We start from the raw sequence: 23,138 nt of genomic DNA on the forward strand, positions 1-23,138 counted from the left end.
CGAATGTCCCACGAGTCCACGCACCACGGCTCCCCCGATCCGGCGTCGTCGGCGGCCGCTCCTCGAGGCGGCCGCACGGCGCTCGTGACGGGCGCCACCGGCTACATCGGTGGCGCGCTGATACCGGTCCTCCTCGCCGACGGCTTCACCGTGCGAGTGCTCACGCGGGACGCGCACCGCCTGGACGGCACTGAGTGGCAGCGCCAGGTGGAGGTCGTCGAGGGCGACGGGGGGTCCGCCGCGGACCTCGATCGCGCGCTCGACGGCGTCGACGTGGCGTACTACCTCATCCACTCGATGGGCTCCAGCGAGGACTTCGTCGCCCGCGACCGCGCGCTGGCCACTGCATTCGCCGCCGCGGCCGACAGGGCCGGGGTCGGGCGCATCGTCTACCTCGGCGGCATCCATCCGCACGACGAGGAGCTGTCCGCGCACCTGGCGTCCCGTGCGGAGGTCGGTCGCATCCTGCTCGGCTCGAGCGTCCCGACGGCTGTCCTTCAGGCGGCCGTGATCCTCGGAACCGGTTCCGCGTCGTTCGACATGCTGCGCCACCTGGCGTCGAGACTGCCGGTGATGGTGGCACCGCGGTGGCTGCGCAACCGCGTCCAGCCGATCGCGATCGCCGACGTCGTGCGCTATCTGCGCGGTGCGGCGGACCTGCCGGCCGAGGTCAACCGGACCTTCGACATCGGCGGTCCCGACGTGCTGACGTACCGCGAGATGCTCGTGCGCTACGCGCGCCTGACCGGGCACGGGCGCCGGCTGATCGTCACGGTCCCGGTGCTCACCCCGCGGCTGGCGAGCCGCTGGATCGGCCTGGTGACCCCGCTGAACGTCCCGCTGGCCAGGGCGCTCATCGACAGCCTGGTGCACGAGGTGGTCTGTTCCGAGGACGACATCCGCGGCTACGTGCCGGACCCCGCGGGTGGTCTGGCGGGCTTCGACGAGGCGGTCGGCTCGACCCTGGGAAGCACCCCGACGGACGGCGGTCCCCGCAACCTGGCACTCACCTCGGCCGCGACGGTCGCGGCCGCCGCGGTCGGCTCGCTCGCCACCACCCCGGGTTCGCGCTGGTACCGGTCCCTGGACCTGCCGTCGTGGCAGCCGCCGACCATCGCGTTCCCGGTGGTGTGGACGGCGCTGTACGCCGACATCGCCGCCACGTCCGCGGTCGTGCTGACCGACCTGGAACGGCGGGAGAAGGCCTCCGAGGCAGCCGCGTACAAGCGGGCGCTGTGGGCGAACCTCGCGCTGAACGCGGGCTGGAGCGTGCTGTTCTGGCGGGTGCGCCGGCCGTGGCTGGCTGCGCTGGAGAGCGCCGTGCTCACCGCGAGCTCGGCCGATCTCGCCCGCCGGGCGGCCGCCTCGAGCCCGCAGCGCGGCGCCCGGTTGGCGCCCTACGCGGCGTGGACCGGTTTCGCCACCGCGCTGAGCACGGCGATCGCGCGCCGCAACCGACCCGCTGCGCTCAGGGGGCGCCGGAGTCGGTGACCGGGTCGATCTCCTGCAGCTCCAGGCTGCCGTCCGCGTCGACCTCGAGCACCTCGCGGCGGCGTTCCAGCGGCCCCGCGACGGTGGCGTGCTTGACCTGCCGGCCCCACAGCACGCGCTCGACCGGGACGACCCGCTTGTGCACGACCGGCTCCTCGCGGTACAGGATCAGCTCGGTGGGCTGCTCGTCGACGAACAGCGCTCCCGGCGCCGGTGTGGGGTCCACCGCGTCGTCGTACTCGACGTAGAACTCCTCCCGGCTCACGTCCACCTCGATGGTGATCGTCTCGGTCACGATCCGCTTGCCGATCCGGGCGGTCCCGTAGCGGCCGGGCAGCACCCTCGCGGTCTCGCGCTGCTCGTGCAGCACCAGTGCGGGCTCGCGCTCATGCCCGCCGGCCATGTCCTCGTCGGATAGCTCGCTCACTGCGGTACCTCCATACCCGCTCGATGAGAGGGACGCCGGGCGGAGCGCTGCTCCGCCCGGCGTCCCGAGGGCCGATCGCGACTAGAGCCGGTCGGTCCGGTCGTCGCGGACGCCGGTCTCCTCGATCTCCACCTGCTCCTTCTGGACGTCGGCCTGGACGTTCTCGGTGTCCTGCACGGTGCGCTTGTCCACGTCGATCCGCTCGACGGGCACGGTCTCCTTCTCGATGACCGGACGCTCTTCGTGCAGCGGCACCTCGACCTCCTCCTCGCTGAGGCTCGCGTTGCCGCCGCGGACCGTCTCGCCGTCCGCGATCGGGGTGCGCTCGACGCGCACCTCCTCGCGGCGCACCGGTACCTCGACGTTCTCCCGCTCGGTCACGACGTGCTTGCGCAGCCGCAGCCGTCCGGTCTCCCGCTCCTCGGTGCCCACGTCGAGACGCTCCTCGCGCCGCACCACGCCCTCGCCGGTGTCGCCGTCGTCGACGACGGCCTCGCGATCGCGGTCGATGCCCGAGTCGCGTCCGACGCGAGCGCCGTCCCCGACAGCAGCCCCGTCGTGCCGGATGCCGTCACCGCCGCGGGTGTAGTACTCGTAGAGCCGCCGTTCCTCGTCGAGGCTCAGGTGCTGATCGGCCGCCACGTTCGGCGCGTCCTTGACGTAGGACTTCTCGTACGGGACGTGGATCTCGTCGCCCGAGACCCGGGCCTCGCGCAGCGGCACGAAGGTCTCGTTCGTGCCGAACAGTCCGGTGTTCACCGTCACCCAGCTCGGACGGCCCGAGTCGTCGTCGGTGTACAGGGTTCCGACGCTGCCGATCTTGTCACCGTCGCGGTCGTAGACCTTGGCGTCGAGAAGCTCGTCGAAGCTGTCACGGGAGGTGAGGTCGTTACGGTCGTGTGCCATTGTTGCGCTCCTTGCATGTGATCGCGCGCGCAATGCCGCCGCGCGCGGTTCTGCGATGGGCGCCCGGCGCAACCCAGTGGGGGCGGGCGCCGGGCTCTGCTTTCTGCAGTGGCTGCCGGCGCTTCTTGTCGGCTGAGGCCGACACTAACCCCTGATGCGAGGACGGCGGGCGGAAATCTCGGGCCGCCTCACAAGGCGCTCACCTGGCCGAGGGCCGGGAGCGGGGAAACGGCTGCTGCCCGCACGCATGGAAGTGCCGATGTGGTGGCTTCTTCCCCAAGCCACCACACCGGCAGTGCCTATTAAAGCGCACCCGGGCGGGAGCGCGCCCGCAGACACGCCGCCCAACATCTAGTTGCGGGCGGGATTGTCGGGGCAGGCCCGCAGGAACGCGGCGCCGCCCACCTGCCGGGAGAGCACCGTGCGCCACAACGTGGCCGACACCGCAGACACCGCGTCGTCGGCCACGCTCGGCACGACGAGCCAGGCACCGAGCGCGATCTCGTACTCGAGCTGGCCCGGGTCCCAGCCGGCGTACCCGCGAAACAGCCGGACGCCGGCGACGGACGGCAGGATCACGTCGGGGTCGACGTCCCCCTCGACGCGATACAGGCTCTGGTGGCGGTACGCCTTGACCTCGACCAGCCCGGGGACGTCGAGGCCCTTGCGGCCGACCGCCAGGCACAGCACGAGCTCGGGATCGCACGGGCCGCCGCGGTGCAGCTTGCGCGGCGGCAGCGCCGAGCGCCACCAACGCGGCAGCGCGGTGCGCACGTCGTCGCGGGTGGGCTCGGAGAGGATCACGCCCTGGTAGCCGTCGTCGAAGTCGCCCACGATCAGCACCACCGTGCGCTCGAAGCCGGGGTCGCCGAGGGACGGCATCGCCACCAGGAGCGCGCCGACCTCTGGACGGTCGAGGCCCGCCGGCCCCACGCCGTCCAGCCAGTCGGTCACGTCGTCGCGGTGCATCCTTCTCATTGTCCCAGCCGCGCGGCCGGGCACCCTGCCGGGCACCCCGGCGCCCGAACCGACCGCCCCACGCACGCCGCACCCCCGTCTCAGCCAGCCCCGCACACAAGGGTCGTAGGCTGGTGCTCGTGAGCGAGCGGCTGGAGAAGACCTACCCGGCCCACGCACATCCGCATCTGGACGCCCTGCGCGGCTCGCACGCCGTGAAGGCGATCCTGGGCCTCCCGGGATTCCGCCGGCTGTACGGCGCCCGTCTCGCCTCCCAGTGGTCCGACGGGATGTTCCAGGCCAGCCTCGCCGGCACCGTGCTGTTCAATCCCCAGCACGCCGCCACCCCGGCGGACATGGCCGCCAGCTTCGCGGTGATGCTGCTGCCGTACTCGTTGATCGGCCCGTTCGTCGGCGTCCTGCTCGACCGGTACAGCCGGCGGCACCTGATGACCATCGCGCAGCTGCTGCGTGCGGTGGCCGTGGTGGCGACCTGCGTGCTGGTCTGGGCCGGCTACCAGGGCTTCGGCTTCTACGCGCTGGCCCTGGTGTCGCTGTCGCTGTCCCGGTTCTTCCTGTCCGGCCTGTCCGCGGCGCTGCCGCACGTCGTTCCCCGCAACACGCTGGTCACCGCCAACGCGTTCTCCACGACCAGCGGCACGGTCGTCTCGATCCTCGGCGGGGCCTGCTCCATCGCGCTGCTGAGCCTGACCGGCAAGAGCGACCACGGCTACGCGGTCGTGGCCGCGACCAGCCTGCTCGGACCGCTGCTGTCGGCGTGGCTGATGAGCCTGTTCGCGCCGGCCGCGATCGGCCCCGACCACGCCACCCGGCAGTCCGCGCAGCGGATCGTCGACGTGCTGCGGGGCGTCGTCGAGGGCGCCCGGCACATCTACGCGCACCGCGAGGTGGCCGGCGTGCTGACCTCCATCGCCGCACACCGGTTCATCTTCGGCGCGGTCGGTGTCTCGATCCTGCTGCAGTTCAAGAACCACGTCCCGGCCGGTGGCCTCGTCCCGCGGGACATCGCCGGCATCGGGATGGCGCTCGGCATCGGCGGTCTCGGCGCGCTCATCGCGGCGGCGATCACCCCGGCCGTGGCGCGCGCAATCGGGAAGAACGCCTGGATCGTGATCGCGTACGGCACGCTCGGCACGGCGTCCGGGCTGATCATGCTGATCGACCGGCCGTGGTCGATGATCGTCGCGTCGTTCTGCCTCGGCTTCGCCGGGCAGGCCGTGAAGGTGTGCGCCGACACGATCGCGCAGGAGACCATCGACGAGTCCTTCCAGGGCCGCACCTTCGCCGTCTACGACACGACCTTCAACGTGTCGTTCGTGATCGGTGTCGTGCTCGCGGCGTACGCGCTGCCGGGCTCCGGGCGCACCAGCTGGTTCTTCGTGTCGATCGCGGTCATGTACGCCGCGGTCGCCGCGCTGTACCGGCTGATCGCGCTCAAGCACGAGGTCCGCCGCTAGCCCCCGTTGTGTCGTGCCCACTTCGGGCGACGTCGCCCGGAGTCGTCACACGACAACGGGGGACGTCGACCGCGGGAGCTACAGGCCCTCGCGGGCGGCCCACGCGCGCAGCTCGGCGACCGCCTCGTCGTGATCCAGCGGACCGCGGTCCAGACGCAGCTCCTTGAGGAACTTCCACGCCCGGCCGACCGTGGGGCCGGGCGGCAGGCCCAGGATGCGCATGATCTCGTTGCCGTCGATGTCCGGGCGCACCGCCGCCAGATCCTCCGCCTGCCGCAGGTGCTCGATGCGCGCCTCCAGTGCGTCGTACGACGCGGACAGCCGCGCGGCGCGCCGCTTGTTGCGGGTGGTGGAGTCGGAGCGGACCAGCACGTGCAGCCGCGGGAGCAGGTCGCCGGCGTCGGTGACGTAGCGCCGGACGGCGGAGTCCGTCCACTGGCCGTCGCTGAAGCCGTGGAAGCGCAGGTGCAGGAACGTCAGGTTGCCGACGTCCTCGACGATCTGCTTCGAGTAGCGCAGCGCGCGCAGCCGCTTGCGGACCAGCTTGGCGCCGACCACCTCGTGGTGATGGAAGCTGACGCCGCCGGCCGGCTCGTGGCGACGGGTGGCTGGCTTGCCGACGTCGTGCAGCAGCGCCGCCAGCCGGATCACCAGGTCGGGCCCCGGGAGGCCGAGCCGCGGCTCCAGGTCGATCGCCTGGTCGAGCACGGTCAGCGAGTGCGTGTAGACGTCCTTGTGCTGGTGGTGCTCGTCGATCTCCATCCGCAGCGCGGCCAGCTCCGGCAGCACGACGTCCGCGATGCCCAGCTCGACCATCGCCTCGAGGCCAGGCCTGGGCCGGGCGGTGAGCAGCAGCTTGGTCAGCTCTCCCTGCAGCCGCTCGGCGGTGATCCGGCTGAGCTCCCCGGACATCCGGGCGGCGGCCGCAGCGGTCGCCGGGTCCGCCGCGAAGCCGAGCTGGGCGATGAACCGGACCAGCCGGAAGATCCGCAGCGGGTCGTCGGCGAATGACTCCTCGGGTGCGGCCGGCGTACGCAGCAGCCGGCGCCGGAGATCGCCCGCGCCGTCGTACGGGTCGTGGAAGGTCCCGTCGAGCAGGGAGACCGCCATCGCGTTGACGGTGAAGTCGCGCCGGGCGAGGTCCTCGGTGATCGAGTCACCGAAGGCCACCTCGGGGTTGCGGCTGATGCGGTCGTAGCGGTCGGCGCGGTAGGTGGTGATCTCGATCTGGAAGCCGCGATGAGTCAGCGCGACGGTCCCGAACTCGATGCCGGTGGTCCAGACCGCCTCGGCGTATCCCTCGATCAGCTCCAGCACCTGCTGCGGGTGCGCGGACGTCGTCATGTCGAGATCGGTCGAGCGCCGCAGGTCCAGGATGCCGAGCACGGCGTCGCGAACCGGGCCGCCGACGAGGGCCAGCTCGTGGCCGGCGTCCCGGAACCGGGTGACCAGCGGGCCCAGCACGGGTTGCAGCACGGCGACCAGCTGGGCGGTCTGCTCGGGGATAGTCATCACGGATGAGGGTACCGAGGGGTGGCCGGCTGGTATCCCGGCCGGCCGGGGTCGCCGGGATACGGCCGGGCGGTAGGGGCGGACCCGTGCGGCCACTGCGGACGTCCCGCCGGAGGTGCCCAGCGGTGCGGGACGGGCGCGTACGGCGGCTGCCCGCCGCGGCCGGCGATCGCCGCGATCTGGCGCATCCGCGCCCGGGCCGCGCCCCAGCCGGCCACCCGCTCGGCGTACCGGGCACCGGAGCCGTGCCGCACGTCCACCTCGACCGGGACCCATCCCGCCGCGCGGGCCAGCACGGCGAAGGGCAGCACCAGCCACTGCAGAATCGACTCGGCGAGGAAGAACGGGGTGATGAGCAGCGCCGGGATCATGAACGGCAGCGTGACGACGAGGACGATCAGCCCCAGGACGGCGGAGACCGGATCGTCGCCGAAACCGGTGCCCCAGTCGGGCACCAGCTGCCAGGCGCCGGTGAACGCGCGCCGGGTGGTGCTGCGCCACGGGAGCCAGCGGCGCCCGATGACGACCCTGACCGGCGTGGCCTCCGGCGGCGCCGCGAACCCGTCCACGCGCACGGCCGTCCTCCCCGAGCAGATCTGTCCCGATGCCGGCGAGAACGCTACCGCGTCCCGCAGCCACCGGCCGACCCCCGGTCCCCGTCGCCGCTGCTGCTTTCCGGAAATTGAACGGCGACTTGGTTAACGTAGGACCATGGCTCGTTCGCTTCCCCCGGATCAGGCAGTTGGTCCCGCCGATCCTCGTGATGCGCGCGGCGAGGCGGCCGAGGAGAAGCCCCGGGGACGCCGTCCGAGCCCGATCGACGTCATCGCGCACCGCAGCGGCAAGCAGCCGGGCCGCACCACGAAGCCCCGCCGCCACATGCCGCGTAGCGACGAGTTCTCCGCGGGCGGCCTCGTCGTACGGCGCAACGGCACCCCGCCGTCCGCCGCCATCATCGGCCGGACCGACCGTCGCGGCCGGTTGCTCTGGTCGCTGCCGAAGGGCCACATCGAGGCCGGGGAGACCGCCGCGCAGGCCGCCGTCCGCGAGGTCGAGGAGGAGACCGGCATCGTGGGAAGCGTCGTGGCGCACCTCGGTAAGATCGACTACTGGTTCGTGGCCGACGGACGCCGCGTGCACAAGACAGTCACCCACTTCCTGATGAACGCCATCGGTGGAGAGCTCAGTGACGAGGATGCCGAGGTGGTCGCGGTCGCATGGGTGCCACTCGACGACCTGGCACGCCGCCTGGCCTACGCCGACGAGCGGCGGATCGCGATCGACGCCATCCGGATGCTGGCCGATACCGCGTGAGCGGACCGGCCCGCCGTCCGCTGCCGAACCTGCTCATCGCGCTCTTCGCGGCGTTGCTGGCCGTCGGCGCGCAGCCCGGGTTCGCCGACCCGACGTCCGGCCCGCCGCGCAAGGAACCGCTGCCGGTCAAGGTCACGATCACCACCATCGCGCCGACGGTCTCCAAGGGGGACGAGCCGGTCCAGGTCACGGCCGAGGTCACCAACAACGGCGATCGCGCCATCACCGACATGTGGGCGCGGCTGCAGCGTGACAAGCGGGTCGTCGATCGGGCCGGTCTGCTGGCGCTGGACAAGCGCCAGCCCGCCTACGCCTCGGCGATCGGCCCGAACACCGACCTCGGCATCACGCTCGAGCCCGGCCAGACCAGGACCATCCAGCTGAGCGCAGCCCGCAGCGCCCTCGGGATCACCGATGCCGGCAGCTACCCGATCATGCTCAATCTGCAGGGCGCGATCGGCGGCACCGAGGGCCGCGTGGGACAGGCCGCGTTCACGCTGCCCCGCTCGCCGGTCGCCCCTGCCGCGCGCCTGCAGGTGGGATGGGTGCTGCCCCTGATCGACCGGCCGCATCGCTCCCGGTCGGCGACGGTGTTCACCGACGACGACCTGCGGCCGCTGATCGAGACCGGCGGCCGGCTGGAGAACATCCTCGCGGCGGCCGAGACGTACGGCGCGGCGGCGCAGGTGACCCTCGTGGTGGACCCCGAGCTCGTCGACGAGCTCAGCGCGATGGCGGCGGGATACCAGGTGAAGGGCAAGGGCGGCCCCACGACCGGCCCCGGCAAGGCCGTCGCCGCCGCGTTCCTCGAGCGTCTGACGAAGCTGGCCGAGACGACCCCCATCGTGAGCACGGCGTACGCCGACATCGACGTCGTCGCCACCGTCCGCGCGGGGCTCGGCGGCCTGCTCAAGCAGGCCCGGCAGCGCGGTGCGGAGGTCGTCAAGCAGGTTCTCGGCGTCCCGCCGGTCACCACGGTCGCGTGGCCCGCGGACGGCATCGTCACCGAGACCGCCCTCGGGGTGCTGCGCGACGACCAGGTCAGCGACGTCCTGCTCGGCGGCGCGTCCTTCGGCCAGGAGGACTACCTCGCCTCGGAGGACGACGTCACCGAGAGCGCGGCGACGGCGCTGCCGGGAATCCGGGCGACGGTGGCCGACCCCGCGCTGACCCGCATCCTCGGCCAGGGCTCGCAGTACGCCGGCGGCCCGGCCGCAGCGACCGAGCAGCTCGCCGCCGAGCTGATGGCCATCCTCGCGCAGGCGCCGAATCGGGCCCGCACCGTCCTGCTGCTCCCGCCCCGGCAGTGGCAGGTCTCCGCGGATCTCGCCGACCGGCTGATGACGCTCACCACCACCGCGCCGTGGCTGCAGCCGGTGCCGTTGGACGACGTCGTCTCCGGGCAGCCGCAAGACCGCGGGCCGCTGCAGTACCCCTCGACGATGTCCACCCAGGAGCTGCCCGCGTCCGCCCTCGCGCAGCTGCAGGGCCCGATCACCCAGGTCGGCGAGCTCGGCACCGCGTTCGACCCAGGGGCCGATCGCCAGGAGGTGCTCGGACCGATCGAGGAGATCATCTTCCGGGGCGCCAGCTCCGCCTGGCGCGGCGACGGCAAGCAGGTCACCGCGGGCGCGCTGGACGCCGGCGCGGCGCTCGACGACGTGCGCGACCAGATCCGCATCGTGACTCCGAACAACGGCTCCTACACGCTCTCCTCCAGCGACGCACCGCTGGTGCTCACCGTCGAGAACAACCTCGCCGTCCCCGTGCACTTCCGCATCGGTCTCGACCCGCGCCAGTCCTCGGGGCTGTCGCCGGCGGACATCGGCGTGCAATCGATCCCCGCGCGCTCGCGCGCCACCATCAAGCTGCCGACCAAGGTCGAGCGCTCCGGCACGTTCAGCGTCGTCGCGCAGATCAGCACGCCCGAGGGCAAGCCGCTCGGCAAGGACGTGATGGTGAAGGTGTCGTCGTCGGCCTACGGCACCGTCGCGCTCCTCGTCACCGGCGTCGCGTTCACCCTGCTCCTCGCGCTGATCGCCCGGCGCTGGTGGCGGCGACGCCAGTTCCAGGCCCAGGAACGCGCCCGCGAGTCCGGCCGGCTCCAGGGCGGCGAACCACCTCTGGACGGCGCGGCGCTGCCGGAGGCCGGGCACCTTCCGGAGGATGGCCGTCGTCCGGACGCCGAGCACCTCCCCGATGACGAGCTGCACCACACTCCCGGCACGAAGGACGAGACCCCATGAGCCAAGGCGGCTTGCTCCGCTCCGCAGGCCAGGTCGCCGCCGGCACCCTGATGTCGCGGATCACCGGCTTCGCGCGCACCCTGGCGCTGGCCGCACTGCTCGGGTCGACGCTCACCAACGACGCCTACAACGTCGCCAACACGCTGCCCAACATGGTCTTCGAGCTGCTCCTCGGCGGCGTCCTGACCTCGGTCATCGTGCCGCTTCTGGTGCGGGCGGAGAAGGACGCCGAGGAGCGCGGCGGCGACCCGAACGCCTACGCGCAACGGCTGTTCACCCTCGCCACGCTCGGGCTGACCGCTGCCACGGTCGTCGGCATGCTCGCCTCCGGGCTGCTGGTCACCATGATGGGTCTGGGCCCGTCCCGCCCGAACCACGGCACCGCCACCCTCATGGCGGTGTTGCTGCTGCCACAGATGATCTTCTACGGCATCGGGGCGCTCGCGGGCGCCGTCCTGAACACTCGCGAGTCGTATCGCGCGTTCGCGTGGGCTCCGGTGCTGAACAACATCGTGGTCATCCTCGTGGCCGTCGGCATGATCTGGCTGCGCCAGGACCGCGCCGAGCTGTCGACCACCGGCGTGGTCGTCCTGTCGGTGGGGACGACGCTGGGCATCGTGGCGCAGGCGCTCGTGCTCATCCCGAGCTGGCGCAAGGCCGGCTTCCGATGGAAGTGGCGGACCGACTTCCGCGGAGTGGGGCTCGGTGAGCTGCGCTCGCTCGCGGGCTGGGTGCTGGCGTACGTGGTCATCGGGCAGATCGGGTTCATCGTCGCGACCAACGTGGCCAACGTCGCGTCCGCCCGTCTCACGCCGGGCGAGCAGTCGAAGTGGACCTACGCCGCGCTGCTGTTCCAGCTGCCGTACGGCATCCTCGGCGTGTCGCTGCTGACCGCGCTGATGCCCAAGATGTCCCGCGCGGCGCGCGACCACGACTGGCCGCGCGTCAAGGAGTACCTCGCGGACGGCACCCGGCTCACCGGCCTCGGGCTGATCCCGGTGAGCGTCGCCTTCTGGCTGCTCGCCGTCCCGCTGACGGTGCTGTTCTTCGACGTCGGAGCGTTCGGCGGCGAGGCCGCCCGCTCGACCGGCCTGATCCTCGCGGCCGCCTCCTTCGGGCTGCTGCCGTACGCCGTCACCCTCCTGCAGCTGCGGGTGTTCTTCGCCGCGAAGGACGCGCGGACGCCGTCCCTCGTCATGGTCGGCATCGTCGCCGTGCGCATCGTGCTGAGCCTCGGGTGCCTCCTGCTCCCCGCTCGGTACATCGTGCTCGGCCTTGCGGTGGCCAACAGCGTCGCCTTCCTGGTGGGCGCGGTGGTCGGCGACGTCGTCCTGCGGCGCCGCTTCGGCCGGCTCGGCACCGGCGCGGTGCTGGCGCAGCTCGTGCGGATCACGGCGGCCGCCCTCGTCGGCGTGGCCCTCGCCACCCCGGTCTACCTGTGGCTCAGCACCCTGCTGTCCGGCGTCGACGCGTGGAACCTCGAGGGGCTCACCGGCGTACCCCTGCTGTCGATGAGCAAGCTGCAGATCGCGACAGTGCTGGCCGTCGCCGCTGCGGTCGGGCTCGTCGGGTTCGTCGCTGCCGGCATCGGTCTGCGCATTCCCGACCTGCGCAGGCTGGTCCGCCGGTAGCCGCCGCGATTGTGGCGGTGCCGACGGCTCGCCCGGCCCTTACCGGCGGCGCGGTAGTTTGGGTACGCCCACGCACCACGTGCACCCGACCCCGAGCGAACGAGGCCATGGCAGAGCGCACCGACCACGACCCCGATCGTGACCCCGTCGCGGCGTCCCCCGCGGGCGCGGAGCACCCCGCCGGCCACCTTCCGCCGGAGCCGACCGGCGACGACCGCGACTGGGTGCACGCCACCGCACCGATCCCGGCGTACCGCGAGGCACCCGCACCGACCGACTCGACCGAGCAGGAGGACGGCCCCGTGGTCGCCGACGAACCCGCCACCCGCACCGCGACCGCCGCCGCCGCCGCCGCGGGAGCATCGCCGGCACGGCCCCGGCGCAAGCGGGCGGCTCGCAACAAGTGGCAGGTGCTCGGCCTGGCCGCGCTCGCGCTGGTCGGGGCGCTGCTGCTCGGCTGGTTCGGCGGGCTGCTCGCCGGCAAGGCGTTCGGGCCGGAGCAGCCCAAGCCGAGCGCCGCCGCGACCAAGACCACCGACGCGAAGGCCACCGGCGAAGGCACCACGCCCGGCGAGTCGATCAAGATCACCGGCGCCAGCCTGTTCGACCCACCGCCGGGAGACGGGCAGGAGAACCCGGACCGGATCGCGCTGTCGTACGACGGGCAGCCCGGCACCACCTGGCCGACGCTGCAGTACAAGGGCTCGGCCAAGTTCGGCAACCTCAAGCCCGGCGTCGGAATCGTCTACGACCTGGGCGCCGAGAAGTCGGTCTCGAAGGTGCAGATCCGGACCACCCTGCCGGGTGCGACGGTCGAGATCCGCACCGGCGCCGCTTCCGGCGGCACCCTCGATCAGTTCCCGGCGGTCGCCGGGCCCGTGCAGCTGCAGGAGACCACCGACATCCCGCTGCCGGGTGGCACCAAGACCCGCTACGTGCTGGTGTGGATCACCCAGCTGGTCAACCAGCAGGGCTTCTACCAGGCCTCCCTGTCCGAGGTCGGCATCATCAGCTAGTTGAGCTACCAGCGAGAATGCCGGAAGATGACGGCACACCACGCCACGTGGCCGCCGCTGGCCGCGCCCGACGCCCCCGTAAGGTGATCGCGTGACCACATTCGCCGTCGACGACGACCCGCGCTCCGACAAGGAGCTGCTCGCCGACCATGTCACCGGCGATCCGTACGCGTTCGAGCGCATCGTCCAGCGGCACCGCAGCCGGTTGTACGCCGTGGCGCTGCGCACGATGCGCGACCCCGAGGATGCCGCCGACGCCTTGCAGGACGCCCTCATCTCGGCGTTCCGCGCGGCGTCGTCATTCCGCGCCGAGGCGCAGGTCACCACCTGGCTGCACCGCATCGTCGTCAACGCCTGCCTGGACCGCATCCGGCGCAAGCAGGCTCGCCCCACCTCGCCCCTTCCAGAAGAAGGCCCCGGCGAGCCCGCCGATCCGCGGGACGCCCTCGGTGAGCGTGACATGTCCATGCTCATTCAGGACGCGCTCATGAAGATTCCGGAGGATCAGCGCGCAGCGATCGTCCTCGTCGACGTCCAGGGCTATTCGGTCGCCGATGCGGCCGCCGTCCTCGACGTCCCCGAGGGCACCATCAAGAGCCGGTGTGCCCGGGGCCGTACCAAGCTCTCGGTAATTCTCGGGCACCTGCGGAACCGGGACGGCTGACCGTCCGTCCCACTGGCACCGCAGCCAGACCACCCACCGGCTCGCCTGGGGCAGCGCGCTGTCCTAGGCTAGTTAGTTGAACGTTCACCTTGCCTTTCGGCAGGGATGACGTCGCGGCCGGTCGAGCCGCGCCGTCATGCACCCAAGGAGACGTCATGACCCAGAACCCCCACGACGCGGGCGTGCCCGGGGCATGCCCGGACGTGGACACGCTGGCCGACCTGCATGCCGGCGTGCTCGATGACGTCACCGCGCGCACCCTGCGCGCGCACGCGGCCTCGTGCGAGGCGTGCACCGAGGTGCTGGCCGCGCTCGATGCGACGGTCGCGTCCCTGGGCTCGATGCCGTCGCCGCAGATCCCGCCCGACGTCGCGGCCCGGCTGGATCGAGCGCTGGCCATCGAGGCCGGTCGCGTCGACCCCGGCCACGGCGCCGGCGGGTTCTCGGCGCCACCCACCTCGGCCGACGTGCGCCGGCTCCCGGTCGACCGGTCCCGCGGCACCGCCTCGCCGACGGACGGCCCAGGGAGCGCGGTCGCCAGCCTCGCGGCGCACCGCGAGCGCCGCGCCGGCCGGGGAAGGCTGCTGATGGCCGCGGCGGCCGCGGCCGCCGTGCTGGGCATCGGAACGCTCGTCATCACGCAGAACGGCAACGGCTCCACGAGCACCCAGGCGGCGAGCCAGTCGACGGCGACCGACGCATCGCCGGGGCGCAGCGGAAACGGCACCGTACAGAGCTTCAGCTCTCCCAAGGACGTCCTCGAGCGGGGTGCGATCCAGAACGACCAGGTGGCGCCGGAGGTCGCCGGCAAGATGGCCGAGCTGGCCGAGCGCAACAAGTGCCTCAGCCAGATCATCCCGCGCCCGGCGGCGGCCCCGGAGGCCGTCGAGGCGGGCTCGCACAACGGCACCAAGGCGTACGCGTTCGTCTTTCCGACCAAGGACCCCGACATCGTCGAGATGATCATCGTCGACGCCGCCGACTGCTCGGTGCGCCTGGACACCGTCACCGGCCCCCGCAAGTAGCCGCCGCGCGCGGACGTGCTCCGGTGCCCGCGTTCGCCGGTGCACCCGGAATAGCCCGCCTACGATGTACGTTGCACCTACTCCGGTCAAACACATCGAGATGGGTTAACTGCGTTGAGCACAGACGTCCGTAACGTGATCATCATCGGCTCCGGCCCTGCGGGCTACACCGCTGCCATCTATACGGCCCGCGCCAACCTCCACCCATTGGTCTTCGAGGGCAGCCAGTACGGCGGCGCCCTGATGACCACGACCGAGGTCGAGAACTTTCCCGGCTTCGTCGAGGGCATCGACGGCCCGCTGCTCATGAGCAACCTACGCGGCCAGGCCGAGCGCTTCGGCGCCGACCTGCGCTCGGAGGACGTCACCGAGGTCGACCTCACGTCGTCCCCGAAGGTGGTCAAGGTGGGTGACGAGACCTATCTCGCGAACGCCGTCATCATCGCGACCGGCTCGAAGTACCGCTACATCGGCCTGCCCAACGAGGAGCGACTGCTCGGCCGCGGCGTGTCGGCGTGCGCGACGTGTGACGGGTTCTTCTTCCGCGACCAGGACATCGCCGTCGTCGGCGGCGGCGACAGCGCGATGGAGGAAGCGACCTTCCTGACCCGCTTCGCCCGGTCCGTGACGATCGTGCACCGCCGGGAGGAGTTCCGTGCCTCCCAGATCATGCTCGACCGCGCCCGGGCGAACGAGAAGATCCGCTGGGCGCTGAACGAGCGGGTCGTGGACGTCGTCGGGGACGAGAAGGTCTCCGCTCTGGAGCTCGAGAACACCCAGACCGGCGAGCGTCGGACGCTCGAGGTGGGCGGCTTGTTCGTGGCCATCGGCCACGACCCCCGCAGCGAGCTGTTCGCCGGTCAGGTCGACCTGGACGACGCCGGTTACGTGCTCGTCAAGGGGCGCTCCACCAGCACGAACCTGCAGGGGGTGTTCGCCTGCGGCGACGTGGTGGACCACACCTACCGCCAGGCCATCACGGCGGCCGGCACCGGCTGCTCGGCCGCGATCGACGCCGAGCGCTGGCTCGCGGAGCGTCCGGCCGTCGACGCGCAGCCCTCGCTGGCCGAGCGCTCGTAGATCCACATCCATCGATATCAACGCCATCCACCTACCAGAGGAGACTCCATGGCAGCCAACATCGTCACCGTCACCGAGCAGAGCTTCGCCGCAGACGTCCTGAACAGCGATAAGCCCGTGCTCGTCGACTTCTGGGCCGAGTGGTGCGGCCCCTGCAAGATGGTCGCCCCGGTCCTCGAGGAGATCGCCGGCGAGGTGAAGGACAAGCTGACCATCGCCAAGGTCAACATCGACGAGAACCCGCAGATCGCTCAGAACTACCAGATCATGTCCATTCCGACCATGACGGTGTTCTCCGGCGGCGAGGCCGTCAAGAGCATCGTCGGGGCGAAGCCGAAGGCGGCCATCAAGGCCGAGCTGTCGCAGTGGATCTAGACTGATCAACCGAAGTCCAGCCGCGGGCGCCGTCCATGGCGACGGCGCCCGCGGCATTTCCGGAGCGGTTCATCGTCACCCGTCGATGCTCGGCTCTCGGCAGCCCGCAGGAGTAGCGATGATGAAGACGATCACCCTCGGCGATCGAGGCCCCTCCGTCATCGAGGTCAGATCGATGCTGCACGCCCTCGGGCTGCTGGCCGCCGGGCCACGGCCCGATTCCCAGGACCTCGCCTCCGAGTACGACCAGAGCTGCATGCTCGCCGTCCGGCAGTTCCAGCAGGAACGCGGTCTGGTGGCTGATGGCGCGGTCGACGTCGACACCTATCTCGAGCTCACCGGTGCGCAGTACCACCTCGGCGACCGGGTCCTGCGGATGGTGCCCGAGCGGGTTCTGCGGGGCGACGACGTGCGGCAGCTTCAACAGCAGCTCGCCGAGCTCGGCTTCCACATCGGCAACGTCGACGGAATCTTCGCCCTGCAGACGGCCGACAGCGTCCGCGCCTTCCAGAGCGACTACGGCCTGGTGGCCGACGGGGAATGTGGCCCCAAGACCACCCGCGCCCTGCGCAACCTGTTTCCGAAGGTGACCGGGGGGTCGTTGTCGCATCTGCGTTCGCGGGCCCACCGTCGCTCGTCCGGCCCCGAGCTGGTCGGGCGACACATCTACCTGGACGTCGCCAGCGGCGATGACGCGGCCGGTTTCACGTGGAACGTCGGCGAGCGGGTCCGCGACCACCTCGAGCTCCTCGGCGCCAACGCCACGCTCCTCGATACGCGGCGCCGGCCCAACAGCGCCGCCGAGCGGGCCGAGAACGCCAACGCGGTGTCCGCCGACCTCTTCGTGAGCGTGCAGGTCGCCTCGCACACCGCCGACCGCGCAGAAGGCAGCGCGACCTACTACTTCGGCTCGCCGTCCTACGTCTCCACCGTCGGGCGCGAGATCGCCGGCCTGCTGCATCGGGAGGTCGCCGCCCGCACCCCGTTCGTCGACCTAGGCGTCTTTCCGCAGGTCGTGGAGGTCCTGCGGCTCACCCGCATGCCGGCGGTGCTGCTCGAAGTCGGGCATGTGACCAACCCAGCGGACCTGGAGCGCATGCTGATGGAGGACGTCCGTGCGTCGGTCGCGGAGGGCATCGTGGCGGCGATCCAGCGGTTCTATCTGGATGCCCCCGACGAGTACCCGACGGGCACCTGGCGAATCCCGAGTGGCGTCTTCTAGTCCCTACCTCTCGCGGTCGGCACCCGGCTGCTCGCCGCCGGCGTCGCCGTCGCGCACCCTGCTGGTCGCAAGGGGCGGCGCCATCATCGAGATGATGCGCTCGAGATCGTCCACCGACGCGAACTCCACGACGATCTTGCCCTTGCTGCGCCCGAGCTGAACCAGTGCGCGCGTGTCGAAGTGGTCGGAAAGGCGTTCCGCGAGAGCGCTCAACGCCGGGGCAGTCACCGTTCGGCGGCGAGACGAGCGGCGCGTCGGCTCGCCCTGCGAGGCGTGCAGGGACACCGCCTCCTCGGTTGCCCGCACCGAAAGGCCCTCGGCGACGATCCGGTTGGCCAGCGCCTCCTGGGCGTCCGAATCCTCCAACGACAGCAGCGCTCGGGCGTGCGACCCCGACAGCACGCCGGCTGCGACCCGATTCTGCACCCGCGTCGGGAGCTTCAGCAGCCGGATCGTGTTGGAGATGACCGGACGGCTGCGCTTGATCCGCTGCGCGAGCTCCTCGTGGGTCACCCCGAACTCGTCGATCAGCTGCTGGTAGGCCGCGGCCTCCTCCAAGGGGTGCAGCTGTACGCGATGGATGTTCTCCAGCAGCGCATCGCGCAGCATGGCGTCGTCGTCCGTCTGGCGGACGATCACCGGAATCCGGTCCACCCCGGCGAGCCGGGCGGCGCGCAGTCGTCGCTCGCCCATGATCAGCTCGAAGCCGTCGCCGGCCTCGCGGACCACGATCGGCTGCAGGAGCCCGAACTCCTTGATGGATTCGGACAGCTCGCCCAGCTCGTCGTCATCGAAGACCTGCCGGGGGTTCTTCGGGTTGGCGGAGATCCGAGAGGGGTCCAGCTCGAGCAGCACCGCAGCCGGCTCGCCGGGGCTGGTTTCACGTGAAACGTCGTCCGGCGCGACCGACGGGGGTCGGTGGCCGGGGCCGTCCGATGATGAGTCCTTCGCCGTCGCGGCAGCGGGCTCTTCGTCTGGTTCGGCAGCGCCCACAACGCCGGCTGGGGCGGAAGCGGCCACGCCGTCCGGTACCGGGATGCCGTCCCCTTGCCCCTCCACGGGGCCGGACAGCGGCGAGTTGTCCACATCCTCGTCCACAGCCGCAGACGACGTCCGTTCCGTCGCGGCGCTCGCCGCGGAGCGGGTGTCGTCGTCGGGTGCAGGCTCCTGACCTGGGCCTTCTGCGGGCGAGCCGCTATCCGGTCGGTCGGCTCGGGCGCTCAGCACGTCGTCCACGAGCTGCTGCTTCGTCTCGTCATCCACAACAGGAGGGTTGTCCAGGGCCGACCAGAAGTGTCCCTTGCCGGAGGAGGAGCCGGGTAGCGGCGCCGAGGGGATCAACGCGCCGAGGCCACGTCCCAGCCCGCCCCTGCGGGTCGGCTGCTCGGGCTTCCGGTCGGGCGCGTCAGACATCGGCTCTCCGTTCAATCGGTTTCACGTGAAACGTTGGTGCGGGTGGCATCCTACTGCCTCGCGGAGAGCTCGCGAGCCGCGGCCGCGTAGGCGACGGCGCCGCGGGAGTCGCCGTCGTAGCTCATCACCGACATCCCATAGCTGGGCGCCTCGCTGACCTTGACGCTGCGCGGGATGATGGTGCGCATGACCGTGTCGCCGAAGTGGGCACGGACCTCGTCGACCACCTGCCCGGCGAGCTTGGTACGGGCGTCGAACATCGTCAGCAGCATGGTGGACACGTGCAGCGCGGGGTTGAGATAGCCCTTGATCAGCTCGACGGTCTCGAGCAGCTGACCGAGCCCTTCGAGGGCGTAGTACTCGCACTGGACGGGTATCAGCACCTCCGCCGCCGCGGCCAGCGCGTTCACCGTGAGCAGCCCGAGGGACGGCGGGCAGTCGATGAAGACGTAGTCGTAGCGATCATCGTCGACATGGGCAGCCAGGTAGTTCGTGATCGCCTGTCGCAGACGGAACTCGCGGCCCACCATCACACCGGCGAGCTCCACCTCCGCACCGGCGAGATCGCTCGTCGCCGGAACGCAGAAGAGCCGGCCGTCCGGCACGCCCGGGGCGGAGACGGCCTGAGCGGCCTTCTCGAGGGGGAGCTTGTCGACGATCACGTCGTAGGTGGACGGTGTGCCCTGTGGATGGTCGATGCTGAATCCGGTGCTGGCATTGCCCTGCGGATCCAAGTCGATGACGAGGACCTTCAGACCGGCCATGGCCAGGGCGGCCGCGAGGTTGACCGTGGTCGTCGTCTTGCCCACGCCGCCCTTCTGGTTCGAGACGGTCATCACGCGCGGCGTCTCGGGGCGCTGGAGGTGCGGGATCTGTGCCGTGGCGGCCTCCGGTTCGAGCGCTGACGGAGGGGGCGCCGCGACGTCGGGGTCCCCGGAGCCGACGTTCATGGGTGCGCCGTCCTCCTCGGGCGCGAGCCGCACTGTCTCGCGCGCCGGCGTCGTCGTCACCGCAGGGCGCGCCACGGACGGCTCCGCAGCGGCGGCGGGTCGGTCGAGCGTCGCCGCGGCTGTCGTTTCACGTGAAACACCGTTCCGGGAGGGGGCTCCGCCGCCCGTCGTCGGAGCTGGCGAGAGCGGCGCGGAGGCGGTGCGCGCCACCGCCGGCAGCCCGTCGGTGTCACTTGTGGTTTCACGTGAAACGCGACGGTCGTGACGCGGCGGGATAGAGGGGGAGCCGGCGGAAGCCGACGAGCGTGGCACGTCGGTCGTACGCTCGCCGCTCGTTTCACGTGAAACGTCGCCGATGTCGTTGCGACGGTCCTCCGACACCCGATCAGCCGACGGAGTCGGCGACGCGTAGTCTGCACCCACCGGCCGGCTGGTTTCACGTGAAACCAGGGCAACGGCTTCCGGATTCCACCCCAGGCCGGTCGCCGACTCCTTGTGCTCGACCGGCCGCCGCTTACGGGGCCATCCCAGCTTCGACGACGTGAAGCTCACCGTATCCTCCGGCTCGATCGGGGTTGGGCGGCGAGCACCCGCGCGGAATGCACGCCATCGGGACTGGCCAGGTCCAGGATATCGAAGCCGGTCACCAGGGCTCGCTGGCGCGGGCTCAGCTCGCCGATCTCGCGCTCCACCGAACGGCCCTTCATCGCGGCGATGAAGCCGTCGGGGTTCGTCAACGGGACACACCATTCCAGCAGCCGCCCCAATGGGGCAACCGCCCGCGACGTAACGACCGCATAGCGGCCGATCTCACGCGGGGACGATGGTTCACCGGCGCGGGCGCGAACCACCCGTACGTTCTCCAGGCCCAGGTCCGTCACGATCTCACGCAGGTAGTCGGTACGGCGCTGCAGCGGATCGACTAGCGTCACCAGGAGATCGGGGCGCGCGATCGCGAGCGGGATGCCGGGCAGCCCGCCACCGCTTCCGACGTCGCACACGGTGGCGCCCGACGGCAGGATTCGGACCGGCAGAAACGCCAGCAACGCGCTGTTGATGATGTGGCGATCCCACAGCACCGGCAGCTCCCGGGGACCGTTGAGCCCGCGGATCGGGCCGGCCTCGGACAGCGAGGCGTGGAAGCGCTCGGCGAGCGGGAGCCGCTCACCGAAGATGGCGGCCGCCGACGCTGGCGTCGGCTGCATGCCTACGAGGCGCGGCGGATGACGACGCGGCGGTTGGGCTCCTCGCCGGTCGACTCGCTGAGCACGTCGTCCTCGGCAGCGACGACGTCGTGCACGACCTTGCGCTCGAACGGGTTCATCGGCGACAGCCGGCGCTCCTCGCCGGTCTCCCGCACGTCCGCGATCGCCGACGTCGCGAGCTTCGTCAGGCGGTCACGCTCACCGGCTCGGTAGCCGTCGATGTCCAGCATCAGCCGGCTGCGGACGCCGGTGCGCGCGGTGACGGCGAGGCGCGTCAGCTCCTGCAGCGCGTCGAGCGTCTGGCCCTTGTGGCCGACGAGATGCTGGAGGTCACCGCCGTCCACCGCGACGACCGCGCGGGACCCCTCCACGTCGAGATCGATGTCGCCATCCAGGTCGAGGATGTCGAGCAGCCGCTCGAGGTAGTCCCCGGCGATGTCGCCCTCCACCACCAAAGGGTCGTCGTTGTCCAGGTCGTCCTGCTCCGCGTGCTGGGCTTCAGTCATTGGTGCTGCCTTTCGGACGGCGTCGTAGTACTGCTTGCAGATGGGTGATCAGCGCTTCTTGCGCTTGGCCGGTGGGCGACCGGCGGGCCGAGCGCCGGGCGCCGGCTTGGCTGCGGCCGACGGTCGCGCGGCGGTGTCGGCCGGCTTGTCGTCGGCAATCGGCACCGGCTCGGCCTCAGCGTCCGGCTCCGCTGCCCCGGCGGGCTTCACGATCTTCGTCTTGGCCGGCTTCGCGCCCGGACGGGGTGCCAGCTTGCTGCGGTCGACGTCCGCCTTGGCCGCCGCGGCCCGCGCCCCGGGGGCGGGCATCCGCTTGAGCACCCAGAACTGCTGGCCGATCGTCCAGAGGTTGTTGAAGAACCAGTAGAGCAGCACACCGAGCGGGAAGAAGGTGCCCGAGACGAGCAGGCCGAGCGGCGCGCCGTACAGCATGAGCTTCTGGACGAGCTCCATCTGCGAGGCCTGCGGGTTGTCGGCCAGCGCCGCGTTCTGCGCCTTGGTGCGCTTCATGATCTGCTTGGTGGTGATGAACTGTGTGATCGCCATCACAACGATCAGCACGCCGGTGACCATCTTGATGGTCGTCGACGTCGTACCCGTCGCGTCGATGATCTTCTGCAGCTTGACGCCGCTCATCGTGAAGAACGACGAGATCGGCGCGCCGAAGACCTGCGCCGTCGCAGCGTTCTGCGTCAGCGCGGAGTCCCAGGAGTACAGCCCCGGCTTTCCGGGCTCGAGGCGACGCAGCACGTGCAGGAGGGCGATGAACACCGGCGCCTGGATGATCATCGGCATGCAGCCGGCCAGCGGATTCACGCCGCGTTCCTTCTGCAGCTTCATCATCGCCTCGGACATGCCCTGGCGATCCGAGCCGTACTCCGCGCGGAGCTTCGAGATCTCCGGCTGCAGCTCCTGCATGGCGCGCTGGCTCTTGATCATCTTCACGAACAGCGGGAACAGCAGGATCCGCACCGTGAAGACGAGGAACATGATCGCCAGAACCCACGAGGCGCCGCTGTGGCTGCCGAATACACCACCCCAGAGCTGGTGCCAGAGCTTCAGCACCCAGGCGATCGGGTAGTAGAGGAAATCGAGGTTCATGACTCTCCGTTGTCGCGGATGCGCGCGTCGGTGGTGGTTCGGCGGGGGCGTACCGGATCGTAGCCGCCAGGATGCCAGGGGCCGCACTTGAGCAACCGCCAGACGGCGTACCCGGTTCCCCGGAGGGCTCCGTGCATCTGGACCGCCTCGAGCGCATACTGGCTGCACGTGGGATAGAACCGGCAGCTCGGTGGCAGCAGTGGCGAGATCGCCCGCTGGTAGAAGCGGATGGCGGCGATCGCCAGCCGGCCGACCGGGGTCATGACCGAGCCTGCGTCAACGCCTTGCTGGTCGTGAAGGCCAGCGCGCTGCCGCGCAGCTCCGCGTACGGCGTCCGTGCCGCAGCGGGCAGCGCCCGGACGACGAGCCGCGCACCCGCCGGGAGCTCTGGATAGATCTCCCGGCAGACGCTGCGCAGACGACGTGTCACTCGGTGCCGGACGACGGAGCCGCCGACCGCCTTGGACACGATGAAGCCGCAGCGCCGCTCCGAATCCGGCGCGATGCCGAGATGGAAGACCAGCGCGCCGTGCGTGAACCTGCGTCCACGACGCATCGCGACGGTGAAGTCGTCGCCGCCGCGCATGCGTTGCTCGGAGGACAGCACCCGTCGCCGGCT

General features: G+C 71.1%; 22 protein-coding genes and 2 pseudogenes. 12 read left to right on the forward strand and 12 right to left on the reverse strand.

The annotated features are described in order from the left end of the window. Window positions 1-3 precede the first annotated feature (3 nt). Window positions 4-1,491, forward strand: coding sequence for a tryptophan-rich sensory protein (locus F8A92_RS06700; RefSeq protein ID WP_153504386.1), 1,488 nt, complete (start codon window positions 4-6; stop codon window positions 1,489-1,491). Here F8A92_RS06700 and F8A92_RS06705 read toward each other — a convergent pair. The 3 genes from F8A92_RS06705 to F8A92_RS06715 all read right to left on the reverse strand — a co-directional run bounded on the left by F8A92_RS06705 (window position 1,469) and on the right by F8A92_RS06715 (window position 3,793). After that, window positions 1,469-1,918 (reverse strand): YsnF/AvaK domain-containing protein, encoded by a 450-nt coding sequence (locus F8A92_RS06705; RefSeq protein WP_153504387.1) that lies wholly within the window; start codon window positions 1,916-1,918, stop codon window positions 1,469-1,471. The genes F8A92_RS06700 and F8A92_RS06705 overlap by 23 nt on opposite strands. 81 nt (window positions 1,919-1,999) lie before the next feature. Then, a complete protein-coding gene (locus tag F8A92_RS06710; RefSeq protein WP_153504388.1) occupies window positions 2,000-2,824 on the reverse strand; it encodes a DUF2382 domain-containing protein in 825 nt (274 codons plus the stop codon). Between the two features lie 351 nt (window positions 2,825-3,175). Further along, on the reverse strand, window positions 3,176-3,793 hold the full coding sequence (locus F8A92_RS06715) for a YqgE/AlgH family protein (protein ID WP_194291387.1): 618 nt from the start codon (window positions 3,791-3,793) through the stop codon (window positions 3,176-3,178). A 128-nt stretch (window positions 3,794-3,921) separates the two neighbouring features. Here F8A92_RS06715 and F8A92_RS06720 point away from each other — a divergent pair, with 128 nt between their 5' ends. After that, on the forward strand, window positions 3,922-5,259 hold the full coding sequence (locus F8A92_RS06720) for an MFS transporter (RefSeq protein WP_194291388.1): 1,338 nt from the start codon (window positions 3,922-3,924) through the stop codon (window positions 5,257-5,259). Window positions 5,260-5,337: 78 nt separating this feature from the next. On the opposite strand, the gene F8A92_RS06725 is transcribed toward F8A92_RS06720, so the two are convergent. Continuing rightward, on the reverse strand, window positions 5,338-6,771 hold the full coding sequence (locus F8A92_RS06725; protein WP_153504391.1) for a CCA tRNA nucleotidyltransferase: 1,434 nt from the start codon (window positions 6,769-6,771) through the stop codon (window positions 5,338-5,340). Continuing rightward, complete coding sequence (locus F8A92_RS06730; protein WP_153504392.1) at window positions 6,771-7,340, reverse strand: hypothetical protein; 570 nt, start codon at window positions 7,338-7,340, stop codon at window positions 6,771-6,773. Before F8A92_RS06730 ends, F8A92_RS06725 begins: the two co-directional genes overlap by 1 nt. Window positions 7,341-7,482: 142 nt before the next feature. Between F8A92_RS06730 and F8A92_RS06735 the strand changes: the two genes are divergently transcribed. From F8A92_RS06735 to F8A92_RS06775, 9 genes are all read left to right on the forward strand, one after another. Then, on the forward strand, window positions 7,483-8,085 hold the full coding sequence (locus tag F8A92_RS06735; RefSeq protein ID WP_153504393.1) for an NUDIX hydrolase: 603 nt from the start codon (window positions 7,483-7,485) through the stop codon (window positions 8,083-8,085). Beyond that, a complete protein-coding gene (locus F8A92_RS06740; RefSeq protein WP_153504394.1) occupies window positions 8,082-10,331 on the forward strand; it encodes a DUF6049 family protein in 2,250 nt (749 codons plus the stop codon). Before F8A92_RS06735 ends, F8A92_RS06740 begins: the two co-directional genes overlap by 4 nt. Beyond that, window positions 10,328-11,962, forward strand: coding sequence for a murein biosynthesis integral membrane protein MurJ (gene murJ, locus F8A92_RS06745; RefSeq protein ID WP_153504395.1), 1,635 nt, complete (start codon window positions 10,328-10,330; stop codon window positions 11,960-11,962). Before F8A92_RS06740 ends, murJ begins: the two co-directional genes overlap by 4 nt. A gap of 107 nt (window positions 11,963-12,069) precedes the next feature. Further along, window positions 12,070-12,978 (forward strand): hypothetical protein, encoded by a 909-nt coding sequence (locus F8A92_RS06750; protein ID WP_153504396.1) that lies wholly within the window; start codon window positions 12,070-12,072, stop codon window positions 12,976-12,978. Window positions 12,979-13,069: 91 nt separating this feature from the next. Further along, window positions 13,070-13,642 (forward strand): RNA polymerase sigma factor SigM, encoded by a 573-nt coding sequence (gene sigM / locus F8A92_RS06755; RefSeq protein ID WP_153504397.1) that lies wholly within the window; start codon window positions 13,070-13,072, stop codon window positions 13,640-13,642. Window positions 13,643-13,797: 155 nt separating this feature from the next. Next, window positions 13,798-14,667, forward strand: a complete 870-nt coding sequence (locus tag F8A92_RS06760) for an anti-sigma factor family protein (protein WP_153504398.1) — start codon at window positions 13,798-13,800, stop codon at window positions 14,665-14,667. Window positions 14,668-14,781: 114 nt separating this feature from the next. Continuing rightward, window positions 14,782-15,747 carry a thioredoxin-disulfide reductase gene (gene trxB, locus F8A92_RS06765; protein ID WP_153504399.1) on the forward strand — a complete coding sequence of 322 codons (966 nt, stop codon included), beginning with the start codon at window positions 14,782-14,784 and terminating at the stop codon, window positions 15,745-15,747. Between the two features lie 48 nt (window positions 15,748-15,795). Beyond that, window positions 15,796-16,122, forward strand: coding sequence for a thioredoxin (gene trxA, locus F8A92_RS06770; RefSeq protein WP_153504400.1), 327 nt, complete (start codon window positions 15,796-15,798; stop codon window positions 16,120-16,122). Window positions 16,123-16,240: 118 nt separating this feature from the next. Then, window positions 16,241-17,344, forward strand: coding sequence for an N-acetylmuramoyl-L-alanine amidase (locus F8A92_RS06775; RefSeq protein WP_194291389.1), 1,104 nt, complete (start codon window positions 16,241-16,243; stop codon window positions 17,342-17,344). Window positions 17,345-17,347: 3 nt separating this feature from the next. Here F8A92_RS06775 and F8A92_RS06780 read toward each other — a convergent pair whose 3' ends face one another. From F8A92_RS06780 to F8A92_RS06795, 4 genes are read right to left on the reverse strand one after another with little or no spacing between them, the layout of a single operon-like run. Then, window positions 17,348-18,757: a ParB/RepB/Spo0J family partition protein gene (locus F8A92_RS06780; RefSeq protein WP_153504402.1), complete on the reverse strand. Its 1,410-nt coding sequence runs from the start codon at window positions 18,755-18,757 to the stop codon at window positions 17,348-17,350. Between the two features lie 50 nt (window positions 18,758-18,807). Then, on the reverse strand, window positions 18,808-20,259 hold the full coding sequence (locus F8A92_RS19260) for a ParA family protein (RefSeq protein ID WP_194291392.1): 1,452 nt from the start codon (window positions 20,257-20,259) through the stop codon (window positions 18,808-18,810). Further along, complete coding sequence (gene rsmG / locus F8A92_RS06790) at window positions 20,256-20,912, reverse strand: 16S rRNA (guanine(527)-N(7))-methyltransferase RsmG (protein ID WP_153504404.1); 657 nt, start codon at window positions 20,910-20,912, stop codon at window positions 20,256-20,258. The genes F8A92_RS19260 and rsmG overlap by 4 nt, the downstream gene beginning before the upstream one ends. 2 nt (window positions 20,913-20,914) lie before the next feature. Then, window positions 20,915-21,418, reverse strand: coding sequence for a Jag family protein (locus F8A92_RS06795; RefSeq protein ID WP_153504405.1), 504 nt, complete (start codon window positions 21,416-21,418; stop codon window positions 20,915-20,917). A gap of 40 nt (window positions 21,419-21,458) precedes the next feature. Here F8A92_RS06795 and F8A92_RS19320 point away from each other — a divergent pair. After that, window positions 21,459-21,611: pseudogene (locus tag F8A92_RS19320) on the forward strand (microcin H47); the annotation flags it as partial. Here F8A92_RS19320 and yidC read toward each other — a convergent pair. The 3 genes and pseudogenes from yidC to rnpA form a co-directional block, all read right to left on the reverse strand. Then, window positions 21,575-22,519, reverse strand: a pseudogene (yidC, locus tag F8A92_RS06800) (membrane protein insertase YidC); the annotation flags it as partial. The pseudogenes F8A92_RS19320 and yidC overlap by 37 nt on opposite strands. Continuing rightward, a complete protein-coding gene (gene yidD / locus F8A92_RS06805; RefSeq protein WP_153504407.1) occupies window positions 22,516-22,782 on the reverse strand; it encodes a membrane protein insertion efficiency factor YidD in 267 nt (88 codons plus the stop codon). The gene yidD and the pseudogene yidC, both read right to left, overlap by 4 nt. After that, window positions 22,779-23,126, reverse strand: a complete 348-nt coding sequence (gene rnpA / locus F8A92_RS06810) for a ribonuclease P protein component (protein WP_153504408.1) — start codon at window positions 23,124-23,126, stop codon at window positions 22,779-22,781. Before rnpA ends, yidD begins: the two co-directional genes overlap by 4 nt. Between the last annotated feature and the right edge of the window lie 12 nt (window positions 23,127-23,138).

The sequence above is a fragment of the Cumulibacter manganitolerans genome, assembly GCF_009602465.1.
Taxonomy (GTDB): Bacteria; Actinomycetota; Actinomycetes; order Mycobacteriales; family Antricoccaceae; genus Cumulibacter; species Cumulibacter manganitolerans.